The 13,217-nt window shown below is 74.3% G+C and carries 13 protein-coding genes and 1 pseudogene; 7 read left to right on the top strand and 7 right to left on the bottom strand.

The window, feature by feature from the left end:
• Positions 1-78: 78 nt before the first annotated feature.
• Positions 79-936 (top strand): CAP domain-containing protein, encoded by an 858-nt coding sequence (locus tag ACTT8P_RS28135; protein WP_442834567.1) that lies wholly within the window; start codon positions 79-81, stop codon positions 934-936.
• A 29-nt stretch (positions 937-965) separates the two neighbouring features.
• Here the strand turns inward: ACTT8P_RS28135 and ACTT8P_RS28140 are convergent, their stop codons facing one another.
• Complete coding sequence (locus ACTT8P_RS28140) at positions 966-2,267, bottom strand: ATP-binding protein (RefSeq protein ID WP_442834568.1); 1,302 nt, start codon at positions 2,265-2,267, stop codon at positions 966-968.
• Positions 2,264-2,953, bottom strand: a complete 690-nt coding sequence (locus ACTT8P_RS28145; RefSeq protein ID WP_442834569.1) for a response regulator transcription factor — start codon at positions 2,951-2,953, stop codon at positions 2,264-2,266. The genes ACTT8P_RS28140 and ACTT8P_RS28145 overlap by 4 nt, the downstream gene beginning before the upstream one ends.
• 36 nt (positions 2,954-2,989) lie before the next feature.
• Here ACTT8P_RS28145 and ACTT8P_RS28150 point away from each other — a divergent pair, with 36 nt between their 5' ends.
• A complete protein-coding gene (locus ACTT8P_RS28150; RefSeq protein ID WP_442834570.1) occupies positions 2,990-3,589 on the top strand; it encodes a hypothetical protein in 600 nt (199 codons plus the stop codon).
• 40 nt (positions 3,590-3,629) lie between these two features.
• Here ACTT8P_RS28150 and ACTT8P_RS28155 read toward each other — a convergent pair whose 3' ends face one another.
• A complete protein-coding gene (locus tag ACTT8P_RS28155) occupies positions 3,630-4,496 on the bottom strand; it encodes a helix-turn-helix domain-containing protein (protein WP_442834581.1) in 867 nt (288 codons plus the stop codon).
• Positions 4,497-4,578: 82 nt separating this feature from the next.
• Here ACTT8P_RS28155 and ACTT8P_RS28160 point away from each other — a divergent pair, with 82 nt between their 5' ends.
• Complete coding sequence (locus ACTT8P_RS28160; RefSeq protein WP_442834571.1) at positions 4,579-4,785, top strand: hypothetical protein; 207 nt, start codon at positions 4,579-4,581, stop codon at positions 4,783-4,785.
• Positions 4,786-4,856: 71 nt separating this feature from the next.
• Here ACTT8P_RS28160 and katG read toward each other — a convergent pair whose 3' ends face one another.
• Both katG and ACTT8P_RS28170 read right to left on the bottom strand, forming a co-directional pair.
• A complete protein-coding gene (gene katG / locus ACTT8P_RS28165; RefSeq protein ID WP_442834572.1) occupies positions 4,857-7,082 on the bottom strand; it encodes a catalase/peroxidase HPI in 2,226 nt (741 codons plus the stop codon).
• A 48-nt stretch (positions 7,083-7,130) separates the two neighbouring features.
• On the bottom strand, positions 7,131-7,574 hold the full coding sequence (locus tag ACTT8P_RS28170) for a Fur family transcriptional regulator (protein WP_442834573.1): 444 nt from the start codon (positions 7,572-7,574) through the stop codon (positions 7,131-7,133).
• Between the two features lie 140 nt (positions 7,575-7,714).
• Here ACTT8P_RS28170 and ACTT8P_RS28175 point away from each other — a divergent pair, with 140 nt between their 5' ends.
• Positions 7,715-8,137: a DUF350 domain-containing protein gene (locus ACTT8P_RS28175; RefSeq protein WP_361173902.1), complete on the top strand. Its 423-nt coding sequence runs from the start codon at positions 7,715-7,717 to the stop codon at positions 8,135-8,137.
• Positions 8,138-8,204: 67 nt separating this feature from the next.
• On the opposite strand, the gene ACTT8P_RS28180 is transcribed toward ACTT8P_RS28175, so the two are convergent.
• Positions 8,205-9,638, bottom strand: coding sequence for a WGR domain-containing protein (locus tag ACTT8P_RS28180; RefSeq protein WP_442834574.1), 1,434 nt, complete (start codon positions 9,636-9,638; stop codon positions 8,205-8,207).
• Between the two features lie 97 nt (positions 9,639-9,735).
• Positions 9,736-10,524 carry a DUF3152 domain-containing protein gene (locus ACTT8P_RS28185; protein ID WP_442834575.1) on the bottom strand — a complete coding sequence of 263 codons (789 nt, stop codon included), beginning with the start codon at positions 10,522-10,524 and terminating at the stop codon, positions 9,736-9,738.
• A gap of 215 nt (positions 10,525-10,739) precedes the next feature.
• On the opposite strand from ACTT8P_RS28185, the gene ACTT8P_RS28190 reads away from it, so the two are divergent.
• The 3 genes and pseudogenes from ACTT8P_RS28190 to ACTT8P_RS28200 form a co-directional block, all read left to right on the top strand.
• Positions 10,740-11,429 carry a response regulator gene (locus ACTT8P_RS28190; protein ID WP_442834576.1) on the top strand — a complete coding sequence of 230 codons (690 nt, stop codon included), beginning with the start codon at positions 10,740-10,742 and terminating at the stop codon, positions 11,427-11,429.
• A 10-nt stretch (positions 11,430-11,439) separates the two neighbouring features.
• The gene (locus tag ACTT8P_RS28195; RefSeq protein ID WP_442834577.1) at positions 11,440-12,954 is read left to right on the top strand and encodes an ATP-binding protein; all 1,515 of its coding nucleotides are present in this window, start codon (positions 11,440-11,442) and stop codon (positions 12,952-12,954) included.
• Positions 12,951-13,217 (top strand): annotated as a pseudogene (locus tag ACTT8P_RS28200) (hypothetical protein); the annotation flags it as partial. The gene ACTT8P_RS28195 and the pseudogene ACTT8P_RS28200, both read left to right, overlap by 4 nt.

Here is a 13,217-nt window from a genome sequence, read left to right on the forward strand (position 1 = left end):
CCCCCACACAGTCCCGGTGGACGCGCTCGCGTCCACCGGGTCCTGTCCGCCGAAACGATCAGCCGAGGTGCACCGCGCATGGGTTCCCGCCGAGCCGCCCGCCCGTCCCGCTCCCACGCCCGCCCGTCCGGGGGCCGAGGGGCCCGGGGCACCGCCCTGGTGCTCGGCGCCGTCACCGTCACGGCCGGGGTGGGGATCACCCTGGCGACGCTCGGGGACGGGGACGGGGGCCGCTCGGACCGGGTGGCCGCGAGCGACGCCACCGACGCCACCGGCGCCGTGGACGCGGCGGACCGTCCAACGCCGTCGCCGTCCGGCTCTCCGAGCCCTTCGGTGAGTCCGAGCGCCTCGCCGAGCCGAAGCGCCACCACCCCTGCGGCGAAGCGGAAGGCGAGCCCCGCCAGGACCACCGAGCCCGCCGCTGAGACGTCCTCCCGGGCGGCGGCGACGCGCGATTCCGACGACCAGTCGGCCGGGAACGGCGACAGCGGGGACAGCAGCGACAGCGGGGACAGCGGTTCGGACTCGGGGTCCGGCAGCACGTCCGGCTCCGGCGGCCCCGAGGCGCAGGTCCTCGCCCTGGTCAACGAGGAACGGGCGGCGGCCGGCTGCTCCCCGGTCACCGAGAACGCCCAGTTGACCCGGGCCGCGGACGACTACAGCGACGTGATGGCCGCCAGCGGCGTGATGTCCCACACCGGGCCGGACGGCTCCACGATGGCGTCCCGGGTCGAGGCGGCCGGCTACCTGTGGTCGGCGCTGGGCGAGAACATAGCGCGCGGCCAGGCCGACGCGGCGGCCGTGATGGAGGCGTGGATGAACAGCTCCGGCCACCGCGCGAACATACTCAACTGCGCCTTCGCGGAAATAGGCATCGGCGTCCACGCCGGTGACGGCGGCCCCTGGTGGACCCAGGACTTCGGCACCGGCCGCTGACCCGCGCCCGAGATCGCCTGAGCTCCCGGTCAGTCCGTCGCCGTCAGGCCGAGCGACACCCGTACCCGCGCGCCGCCCAGCGGTGCCCGGCCGATGGTCAGCTCCCCGGCCGCGGCGCGGGCGGCCCGGGCCACGATGTCCAGGCCGAGCCCCGTGGAGCCGTCCGCGCTGACGCCCCGGGTGAGCGCCGCGCCGGGGTCCGCGACGCCCGGTCCGGCGTCGTCGACGGTGAGCAGGACGTGCCGGCGCTCCCGTTCCACCCGTACGGCGAAGGCGGTGCCCTGCGCGGTGTGCCGGAAGACGTTGCCGATCAGGGCGTCGACGACGGCCGCGAGGTCGTCCTCGGCGAACCGGACGGGTGTCGGACGCGGGGTGAGGTACCGCTCGTGGAAGCGGTTCTGCTGCGCGGCCAGGACGGACCAGAACTCCAGCCGGGCGGCGACCACTTCGCTCACGTCGCACGGCTTGGCGGTGGCGGCGCCGCCGGGCGCCGCGGCGGCCAGCGGGGTGCGGGCCGCGGTGATGATCGAGTCGAGTTCGGTCTCCAGTTGCACGGCGGCCTCGGTGACCCGGCGGGCGCTCTCGGTGCCGCCCATCCGGTCCGCCTCCAGGTACAGGGCGGTCAGTGGGGTGCGCAGCCGGTGCGAGAGGTCGGCGACCAGTTCGCGTTCGACGGCGAGCAGGTCCGCCACCCGGTCGGCCATGGTGTTGAACGCCGCCCCGGCCTCCTGGAGTTCGGGCGGTCCGTCCGGTTCCAGCCGTACGTGCAGATCGCCGGAGCCGAGCGCGAGCGAGGCGCGCTTCAAGCTCCGCGAGGAGCGCACCACCCGGGCCCCGAGCCGGTCCGCGACCAGCACCGACCCGCCGACCAGGCCCAGTGCCAGCAGGGCCATCACGCCCCAGGACGCGGCCACCCCCCGGTCCAGGTCGGCGGCGGGCACGTACGCCTCGACCACGGCGACCCGGTCGCGGGGCAGCACGACGGGCTGGAGGTGCACCCAGCCGTCCGCGGTGTCCAGGGCGAGCGTCTCGCGCCGCCGCACGGCCCGCTCCAGCGCGTCCCTGGGCGCGTGCGGGGAGCCCACCAGGCCGCCGTCGGGCAGCCGGACGGCGAGTTGGTCGGCCGCGCCGAGTTCGGCGACGGCCTGCTGCACGTCGGCCCGCCGGGTGGTCAGGGCGAGCACCGGTGACAGGGCCGCGGCCCGCTGCTCAGCGGCGGTGGTGGCCCGGTCACGGGCCTGCTCCCGCACCAGCAGGGCGAGCGGGACCAGGAAGGAGAGCGCCACCATCGAGGTGACCGCCAGGGCGATCCCGGCGAGGGCACGCCTCATGGCGCGCTGACCAGTTTGATGCCGATGCCGCGCACCGTGTGCAGCAGCCGCGGTCTGCGGGCCTGCTCGCCCATCTTCCGGCGGAGCGCGGAGAGGTGGACGTCGACCGTCTGGTCCTCCAGGTACGGCTGCCGCCACACCTCGGTGAGGATGCGCTGCCGGGACATGACCTGGTCGGCGTGGGCGGCGAGGTAGGCCAGCAGATCGAACTCCCGGCGGGTCAGGGGCAGTTCCCGGCCGGCCAGGTGTGCGGTGCGGGCGGCCGGGTCGACCCGGAGGTCGGCGATCTGGAGGACCCGCTGCCGGGCGGCCGGGGCGTCGGCCGGTCCGGACCGGCGCAGCACCGCGCCGAGCCGGGCGGCGAGCTGGCCGCCGGAGAACGGCTTGACCAGGTAGTCGTCGGCGCCGGCGTTGAGCAGCCGGATGATCTCGGTCTCGTCGTCGCGGGCGGTGGCGACCAGCACCGGGACGCGGGAGATGCCCCGGATCATCCGCAGTACGTCGAGTCCGTCGACGTCGGGCAGCCCGAGGTCGAGCACCACGATGTCCGGCGGGCTCTGCGTGATCTCGCGCAGCCCCTCGAAGCCCTGGTGCGCGGTCCGCACCGCGTGGCCGTGCCCGGTGAGCACCTCGATCAGCGCGGCCCGGATCACGGGGTCGTCCTCGACGACGAGTACGGAGGCCATGGGCAGGCACGTTAGCCGGTCGGTCACTATGGTGTCGTGTCCCGTCTCCTGCGCTACCTGCTGCTCTGGCTGTGCTGCACGGCGGCCAGCGTGACGGCCGTCATCCTCACCATCCACTTCGTGCTGGGCTCGACCCGGCCGACGGCGCCGGTCGCCCAGTCGGCGCCGCGGGAACCGTCCGCCGCGCCGAGCCCCGCGCCCGCCCGGAGCGAGTCCCAGTCCCGCTCCCCCGGTGCGTCACCGAGCCCGGAGCGGACCGGCCCGGCGCCGTCCCGGACGGCCGGGACGGCCCGGCGGACCACACCCGCGCCCACCATCGCGACGCCGGCGCCGACCGCGCGGGGCACCGCTCCGCGCCGGCCGGAGGCGACCGGGCGGGAGACGACGGCGGGATGTGAGGAGGGCGGGTCCGGGGTGTACACGGTGCCGTCCGAGGGCGGGAAGGCCACGGTGCGCTTCGGGGCCGGCGGGGTGTGTCTGATCTCGGCGGTGCCGGACCAGGGCTTCACCGTACGTACGGAGCAGCGCGCGCCGCAGACGCTGACGGTGACGTTCTCGGCGGACCGGCACCGCTCCGAGATCACGGCGACGACCGAGCCGCGCGATCAGGCGCGGGTGCGCGAGACCTCGTTCTGAGGGCCGGGCGCCGGTCCGGGATTCCGGTCCGGTCCGGGAGTCAGGCCGCCGTCTGGTCGGTCAGTGCCGTGAGCAGCCAGTCGTGCGCGGAGCCGGGGGTCGGTTCCGGGCGGCCGCCCGCCGGTGTGATCACCTCGGTGACCAGGTCCCAGTAGCGGTCGAGCCGCGGGTCGGCGGTGAGCTGCCGGGCCAGCAGGCGCCGGAAGCCGGGGGTGTCCCGGGTGCCGTACGCGGACGTGTACGCGGCCACGAAACAGTCCAGCGCCTCGCCCGGACCCGGCGCCTGGTCGCGGCGCAGGTCGACGGCGGCCAGGTCGTACGCCTCGGCGAGGGCCGCGTACAGGACGGCCGCGCCCCGGGCGTCCGCCGCCCGGTGTGCCTCGGGCTGCGGCCGGGCGGAGCCCGGACAGGGGGCGGTGGTCAGGGCGTTGAGCCGGGCGAAGGCCAGTACCTGCGCGGGTGTCGGGTCGTCGGGCGGTGCCGGGACCGTCGCCGCCAGGAAGGCGGTGACCGAACGGGACGGCAGCCGCGGCGGCAGCCAGGCCCGCCAGAAGCGGGCCAGCGGTGCCGTGCTCGGCGGGACGGTCACCGTGCCGATCAGCCGCAGCTGGTCGGGCCGCTCGTGCGGCGGGCTCTCCTGGACCAGCCGCAGCGCCGCGTCCCGCCAGCGCAACGCGGCGAGTTGGGAGCCGAGGGTGCGCAGATGTCCGGCGACGGCGTCCTCCAGCGCGCGGTCCGCATCGCCCCGCTCGTCCAGCGCCCGGCGGATCTCGGGGACGGCGAGGCCGAGGGAGCGCAGGGAGCGGACCAGCCGCAGCCGGTCGAGCGCCTCGGGGCCGCCGCTCGCGGTGGACTGGCTGGCCGCTCCCCCGCCCTGGCTGCGCTGTCTGGCCGCCTCGTACCCGATCCTCGCCCCGCTGCCGAACTGGGGCCTGTCCGGCGGCCGTTTCCGGCCGGCCGAGGCGGTGGCGGGCGCGGGCGGCCTGCCCGTGGTCCTCACCCGGGTGGGGCGGGAGCTGCCGGAGATCGCCGCCACCGTCGAGGCGTTCCGCACCGCGGCCCGGGCCGGCGGGACCGCCCTGGAGGTGATCGACGTACCGGACGGGCACCACGGGTTCGAGACCCTGGACCCGGTGCGGGCACGCCCGGCGGTGCGGCGCGCGATGCGGGCGGTGCTCGGCCATCTGACCGGGTGACGGGACGCCCCGTGCGTCACCACCGGCGGGCGGCGGTGACGCACGGGGCGCCTGCTCGGTCCCTCGCGGGATCAGACCAGGTCGAACCGGTCCAGGTTCATCACCTTGACCCACGCGGCGACGAAGTCGTGCACGAACTTCTCCTTGGCGTCGTCGCTCGCGTACACCTCGGCGAGCGCGCGCAGTTCGGAGTTGGAGCCGAAGACCAGGTCGGCGCGGCTGCCCGCCCACTTGACCTCGCCGGCGGCGGCGTCGCGGCCCTCGAAGGTGGTCTGGTCCTCGCTGGTCGCCTTCCACGTCGTGCCCAGGTCGAGCAGGTTGACGAAGAAGTCGTTGGTCAGCGACCCGGGGGTGGTGGTGAGCACGCCGAGCTGGGACCGCTGGTGATTGGCGCCCAGCACCCGCAGCCCGCCGACCAGGACGGTCAGCTCCGGGGCGCTGAGGGTGAGCAGGTTGGCCCGGTCGAGCAGCAGGTACTCGGCGGGCAGCCGGTTGCCCTTGCCCAGGTAGTTGCGGAAGCCGTCGGCGGTCGGCTCCAGCGCGGCGAAGGACTCCACGTCGGTGTGCTCCAGGCCGGCGTCGACCCGGCCGGGGGTGAAGGGGACCTCGACCTGGAAGCCGGCCTCCTTGGCGGCCCGCTCGACGGCGACCGTGCCGCCGAGGACGATCAGGTCGGCCAGCGACACCTTGCGGGCGGCGCCCTCGTTGAAGTCCCGCTGGATGCCCTCCAGGGCGGACAGGACGGTGGCGAGCCGGTCGGGGTCGTTGGCCTCCCAGGTGCGCTGCGGCTCCAGGCGGATGCGGGCCCCGTTGGCGCCGCCGCGCTTGTCGCTGCCGCGGTAGGTGGACGCCGACGCCCAGGCCGTGAAGACCAGGTCGGCCACGCTCAGGCCGGAGTCGAGCAGCTTGGCCTTGAGGGCGCCGATGTCACCGGCGCCGAGCGGCTCGCCCTCGGCGGCGGGCAGCGGGTCCTGCCACAGCAGCGTCTCCTCGGGCACCTCCGGGCCGAGGAAGAGCGACTTCGGGCCCATGTCGCGGTGGGTCAGCTTGTACCAGGCGCGGGCGAAGGCGGCGTGGAACTCCGCCGGGTTCTCGTGGAAGCGGCGGGAGATGGGCTCGTAGACCGGGTCGAAGCGCAGCGCCAGGTCGGTGGTGAGCATGTTGGGCGCGATCTTCTTGGTGGCGTCGTGGGCGTGCGGGACGGTGCCCTCGCCCGCGCCGTCCTTCGGCTTCCACTGGTGGGCGCCGGCCGGGCTCCGGGTGAGCTCCCACTCGTAGCCGAAGAGGTTGTCGAAGAAGCCGTTGCCCCACTGGGTGGGCGTGGCGGTCCAGGTGACCTCCAGGCCGGAGGTGATGGCGTCGGCGCCCTTGCCGGTGCCGTGGGTGCTGTGCCAGCCGAGGCCCTGCTGCTCCAGCGAGGCGGCCTCGGGGTCGTCGCCGACGGCGTCGGCCGGGCCGGCGCCGTGCGTCTTGCCGAAGGTGTGGCCGCCGGCGATGAGGGCGACGGTCTCCTCGTCGTTCATCGCCATCCGGCCGAACGTCTCCCGGATGTCGCGGGCCGCGGCGAGCGGGTCCGGAGTGCCGTTCGGGCCCTCGGGGTTGACGTAGATCAGGCCCATCTGGACGGCGCCGAGCGGGTTCTCCAGCTCGCGGTCGCCGGTGTACCGCCGGTCGTCGAGCCAGGTGGTCTCGGGGCCCCAGTACACGTCCTCCTCGGGCTCCCAGACGTCCGCGCGGCCGCCGCCGAAGCCGAAGGTCTCGACGCCCATCGACTCCAGGGCGACGTTGCCCGCGAGGATCATGAGGTCGGCCCAGGACAGGCTCTGGCCGTACTTCTTCTTCACCGGCCACAGCAGCCGGCGGGCCTTGTCCAGGTTGGCGTTGTCCGGCCAGCTGTTGAGCGGGGCGAAGCGCTGCTGGCCGGCGCCGGCGCCGCCGCGGCCGTCGCTGATCCGGTAGGTGCCGGCGCTGTGCCAGGCCATCCGGACGATGAACGGGCCGTAGTGGCCGAAGTCGGCGGGCCACCAGTCCTGCGAGGTGGTGAGCACCTCGGCGATGTCCTGTTTGACTACGGGCAGGTCGAGGGTCTTGAACGCCTCGGCGTAGTCGAAGTCCGCGCCGAGCGGGTTGGACACCGGCGGGTTCTTCGCGAGGATCTTCACGTTGAGCCGCTCCGGCCACCACTGGCGGTTTCCGCCGCCCTGCGTCGGGTGGGCGGCGCGCCCGTGCGCGACCGGGCAGCCGCCTTCGCCCTCGGCCTTCGGGTCGGTGACGATCGCGTCGTGGTTCTCGGTCATGGGAGTCCTTCCGGGCATGGATCTCGGTGCTCAGGGATCAGTCGGGGATCAGGGGGCGGGGGGACGGTCGGGGGAGCAGGCGGGGCACAGGCCCCAGTAGGTGACCTCGGCCTCGTCGACCGTGAAGCCGTGGTCGTCGGAGGCGGTCAGACAGGGCGCGTGGCCCACCGCGCAGTCCACGTCGGCGACCGCGCCGCACGCACGGCACACCACGTGGTGGTGGTTGTCGCCGACCCGCCCCTCGAACCGGGCCGCGCTGCCGGCCGGTTCGATCCGGCGGATCAGTCCGGCCCTGGTGAGCGCGTGCAGTGCCTCGTACACGGCCGGTACGGAGATGTGGCCCACCCGGTCGCGCACTCCGGCGGCGATGGCCTCGACGCCGAGGTGGTCGCCGTGGCGGACCGTCTCGAGCAGGGCGACGCGGGCGGCCGTCACCCGCAGGCCGGCGCCGCGCAGTTCCTCGGCGGTGGTCGGGGGCCGGGACGCGGTCATGGCGGTGAACCTACGCCCTAAACCTGAACAGTTAAAGAGAACGAACGATTCAAGTTCAGCCGTTCGGCGGGTCCGAACGGGTGCGCTACATTTTGCATCGCCTTGAACCGCGATCTCTCACCTACGGAGCCGGCACACCCATGAGCGACATCGTCAACGGACTCGGCCGGGCCACCGCCTACGGCGCGCTCGGTCTGGTCCTGCTGGTCCTCGGTATCGTCCTGGTCGACGTGCTGACGCCCGGAAAGCTCGGCCGGCAGATCTGGGAGCAGCGCAACCGCAACGCCGCCACGGTGCTCAGCTCCGCGCTGCTCGGCATCGGCATGATCGTGTTCACCTCGATCTGGACGACGTACGAGGACTTCGGCAAGGGACTGGTGTCCACGGCGGTGTTCGGGCTGCTGGGGCTGGTGATGATGGCTCTGGCGTTCCTGGTGGTGGACCTGATCACGCCCGGGCGGCTGGGCGCGACGCTGGTCGAGCCGGAGCCGCACCCGGCGGTGTGGGTCACCGCCTCCTGCAACCTCGCGGTGGCCGCCGTCATCTCGGCCTCCATCGCCTGACCGGGCCGGTGGCCGCCCCGGCCGCACCCGCCATCGGGCAAGGTGGCCGCCCAGCCGCACGCCCCCGTCACAGCAGCCGCCTGATGTCGCCGCGGACCCGGTAGAAGCCGCCCGCGGCGGCGTGCACCGCGTCGACGACGTACCGCGCCCCCGGTTCCCTGATCGACCTCGGGAACTGCACGTGCCACGACGAGTCGTAGCCGTCGGAGACGACGTGGATCCGGGTCCGGGCGCCGTCGCGCACGCACTCCACGACCACCGACCCGGCCGGCGCGGCGGCCACCGCCGGCACCGACTCGGCCGCCGTCGCCGCCGCGTACGTCGGCAGCGCCGCCGCGAGCTTGACGTCCCGGGCCAGTGGCACCGAGCCCTGCTGGGCGGCCGTCACCGCCGCCTCGCTCGCGTCCACGCACACCAGGGACCCGTCCGTCGTCACCAGGTAGAGCCGCTCGTCGCGGTACTGCATCGACAGCGCCGAGCCGCCGCCGGTGCCGAGCTTCCACAAGCGGGTGCCGTCCCGGTCGAAGCAGTACACCGAGGAGGCGGCGTCCCCAGCGAACACGAACCGCCCGCCGGGCGAGGTCGCGCACGAGTACACGGAGCTGTCGCAGCGGTAGGTCGCCTCGATGGAGCCGCTCGCCTTCGACAGCCGGTGCACCACCCGGTGGGCCGTACCGGCGTACACCGCGTCGTCCTCCTGCCAGCCGAACAGCACCGCGCCCTGGGTCCGGGTGTGCCACAACTCGGCGCCTCCGTCCGGCACATGGGCCGTCACCCCGCTGCTGTCCCCGTGGTACACCGCGCGGTCGTCGGCGCGCACCATCCAGGCGTGCTCACCGTGTCCGCCGCGGGCCCACTGGTGCTCGTCCTCGTGGTCGATGACGGTGAGCCGGCCGGCCCGGTCCGCCACGTTCAGCACGCCCTCGTGGATGTCGAGCCAGAAGATGTCGACGTCGGCGGCGATGTCGTAGGCGGCGAGCGGCAGTTTGGCGGACAGGTCGTAGACCCGGCCGTCGTCGCAGCCCGCGTAGATCCAGAAGTCGTCGGCGACCAGGCACTTGACGCCGTCCGGCAGCCGGTAGTGGGCGAGGACGTCGCCGCCGTGCGCCAGGGTGTAGACGTCGCCGGACTGGTTGCCCACCCAGCAGTGCTCGTCGTCGATGTGGATGCCGAACGCCGCCGAGCCGGTCCGGAACCGCCACAGCACCGGGGCGACCGAACGCACCGTGGACGGCGCCGAGGTCACCTGCCGGCGGGTGACCGGCCGGGGCGCGCGCTGCCCCCGCACCGCCGGGGCATACCCCTTGCGTACCTTCTCGCCTATCTTCTTCGCGGCCGCGGCCTGCGCCTTCGCCGTCGTCGGGAACGTCGACGTCTGGGTCTGCCCGGCGGTGCCGATCCGCCCGTAGCACACGGTGACGACGGTCCCCTCGACCGTCACCTCGTAGAACTTGTGCGCTCCCCCGCCGTCCTGAGACAGCTCCAGGTACGTCTTCGGCATGGCAGACCTCTCCCCAGGTCGGGGTCTGCGGCTTGTTCCGCGGAACCCACTGACCAAACCGTAGATCCAGGCACTGACATCGCCCTCGGCGAGCGGGCTACGGGACGCTCGGTCCGGTGATGGCGCGGCCCTCGCTGTCGTAGGGCCAGACGTTGGTCCGGCAGCCGTGCAGGCCCTTGATCTGCTGCATCATCACCGGGGCCGGCTCCCCGTCGCCGGGGCAGGTCTCGTGGCCGTGGCCGAGGAAGTGGCCGACCTCGTGGTTGATGATCAGGGCCCGGTAGGCGGGCACGTCGTCGGCGTAGTACTGGGTGGCCAGTTCCCACCGTTTGAGGTTGACCATGACGTCCTGGCCGACGTTGCAGTTGACCTCGCCGCCGGTGTCCAGTCCGTACTGGCCGCAGATGTGGTCGACGGTGCCCGCGGTGGCGAGCCGCACCCGGAAGTCGGAGCTGTCGCCGGAGACCCTGCGGAACCCCACCTCGCCGTCGGCGGTCCAGCCGCGCGGGTCGGCGAGTATCTTCTCCACCTCGGCGGCGACCTCGTCCACCGGCCGTCCGATGCCGTCCTCCACCTGGACCCGGTAGGTCAGCGTCCGCCCGCTGCCGCCGACGAGTTCACCGCCGCCGCCGGCCGTGGTGAACGTGCCGGAGCCGGTGCTGGGGATGGAGGGCTTCGTCTCCTTCTCGGTGGCCTCGGAGGTGGCCTCGGAGGTGGCCTTCGAGGTGGCCTCCGTCGTGGCCGTGCTCGGCGGAGCCGGCGGCGCCTCCTCCATCGTCGCCACGGGTGCCGTCGCCGCGGCCGGGACGTCGGGAGAGCCGGTGCTGAGTTGTTGCACGGCCAGCACGCCGAGCAGCGACAGCACGACGGCCGCCGCGAACCCCACCCAGAGTCTCCGTTTTCTGCCGCTTCGCGCGCGGGCGCGGTGCGAGCGCCGGCCGGCGGTCTCCGCGACGGGCGGACGGGTCCTGGTTCGATGCGCGTTCATGATCAAACAGCATGCGTCGGCTGTGTGATGGCCCTGGGATCGCTGTTGGACCGCTCTGTAACAGCCTCCCCCGGCGCCGGACCGCGGCCCCGTACCCACGCATACTGAATCCCATGCCACGTGTCCTGATCATCGAAGACGACCGCGCCGTACGGGAGGGTCTGCGGCTCGCCCTGCGCCGCCAGGGACACGAGGTGACCGCCGCCCCGACCGGCGAGGAGGGGCTGGACCAGGTGCGGTCGTTCCGGCCGGACGCCGTGGTCCTGGACCTGATGCTGCCGGGCATGTCCGGCCTGGAGGTGTGCCGCCGCATCCGCGACCGGGAGCAGATACCGATCATCATGGCCACCGCCCGCGGCGACGACACCGACGTGGTCGTCGGGCTGGAGGCGGGCGCCGACGACTACGTGGTCAAACCGGTCCGCGCCCGGGTGCTGGACGCCCGGATCCGCGCCGTGCTGCGCCGCGCGAGCGGGCCGCCCGCCGACTACGGCGCGCCGGCCACCGAGCACCACGGCGACCTCGCCCTCGACCGGGCCGGACTGACCGTCACCCACCAGGGCGTCCCCGTCGCCCTCGGCCCCTCCGAACTGCGGCTGCTGCTCACCCTGTCCGCCTCGCCGGGGCAGGTCTTCAGCCGCCAGCAACTGCTGGAGGCCGTCTGGGAGCACAGCTACCACGGCGACGCCCGGCTGGTGGACGCCTGCGTCAAGCGGCTGCGCGGCAAGCTCGGCGAGAGTTCGGACCGCCCGCGGTACGTGCACACCGTGCGCGGCTTCGGCTACCGCTTCACGTCCCGGTGAGAACGTCCCGATGAGAACCCGGAAACTGCTGGGCGGGCTGCGGGTGCGGCTGGTGGTGGCCTTCGCCGTCGTCGCCGCGGCGGCCACCCTGACCACCGGCGCGCTGACCTTCCGCGAGGCCCGCACCGGCGTGCTCCAGCAGAGCCAGGACGCGGTGATCGAGGACTTCCGGCAGCGGGTCGGCGACCTGGTCCCCAACTACCCGTTCCCGCCCGGCCGATCCGATCTGGCGTCGCTCGCGGCGGACGTGGCGCGCGGCGGGCGCGCGGACAACTGGCGGGTGCTGGCCGGGTACCGGGAGCTGAGCGCCACCTCCACGCCCGGCGACACGTTCGAGGAGCTGTCCCCGGCGATGCGCGAGGCGGTGGGCGCGCGCGCCGCCACGGTGTTCCAGCGGGTGTCCCGGGGCGGCCGCTCCGCACTGGTCGTCGGCATGCCCGTCACCTACGCCGGACCGCGGTCCGCCGGGCGGCGCACGTCCGGTCTGGAGCTGTACCTGACCGTGCCGCAGCAGGAGGAGCAGGGGTACGTGGACGCCCTGGTCAGCGCCATCGAACGGGCCACCGTGCCCGCGCTCGGCCTGGCCGTCGTCCTCGCCCTGCTGGCCGCGCGGGGGGTGCTGCGGCCGGTGCGGGAGCTGCGCCGGGCCACCCGCAGCATCGCGCGCGGCCGGCTGGACACCCGGCTCGCCGTGCGCGGCTCGGACGAACTGGCCGAACTGTCGCACAGTTTCAACGAGACCGCCGCCGCGCTGGAGGAGTCGGTGGCCGAACTGCGGCGCATGGAGGCCGGCGCCCGGCGGTTCGCGGCGGACGTCTCGCACGAACTGCGCACGCCGCTGGCCGCGATGTCGGCGGTGACCGACGTGCTGGACGAGGACGCCGCCGGACTCGACGACGACACCGCCATGGCGGTACGGCTGATCAGCGAGGAGACGACGAAACTGGCCGCGCTGGTGAACGACCTGATGGAGATCTCCCGGTTCGACGCGGGCGCCGCCGACCTGCACCTGGACGACATCGACCTGGCCGAGTCGGTACGGCGCACGCTGGCGGCCCGCGGCTGGCAGCGGACGGTGGCGGCCGACCTGCCGGCGCCCGGCGCGCTGCGCGGCCGGGTCGATCCGCGCCGCCTGGACGTGATCGTCGCCAACCTCGTCGGCAACGCGCTGCGGCACGGCGGACCGCCGGTGCGGGTGCGGCTGCGCGGCGCGGCGGGCCGGGAGGCGGTCATCGAGGTCAGGGACGGCGGGGCGGGCATCGCCGACGCGGTGCTGCCGCACGTCTTCGACCGGTTCTACAAGTCGGACACCGCGCGCTCCCGCAGCGAGGGCAGCGGACTCGGGCTGGCGATCACCACGGAGAACGTACGCCTGCACGGCGGCACCGTACGGGCCGCCAACCACCCGGACGGCGGCGCCGTCTTCACGGTCGTCCTCCCGCTGCGGCAGGAAGGCACGGACCACGAACAGGAAGGCACGGACCGGGCACCGGAAGGCACGGACCGGGAAGGAGACCGGCCATGAACAGAGACCCCGCACCGAGCCGGGCGCGGCCGGTCCGTCGGGCGCTCGCCCTGCTGCTCCTGGCCGCCGGTCCGCTCACCGCCTGCGGCATCCCGGCGACCGGGGTGATCGAGGCGGGGGCGCCCGCGAGCGGGGTTCCGGCGCCGGTGCCCGCCGCCCCGTCGGCGACCCGGGCGCCGGGCACCGCGGTCGCCTCGGTGCCGCTGTACTTCGTACGGGACGGGGTCCTGGTGGCCGTCGCCCGGGCGACGGCCGTGGGGGCC

The sequence above is a fragment of the Streptomyces sp. JW3 genome, assembly GCF_052216785.1.
In the GTDB taxonomy this organism is placed as follows: Bacteria; Actinomycetota; Actinomycetes; order Streptomycetales; family Streptomycetaceae; genus Streptomyces.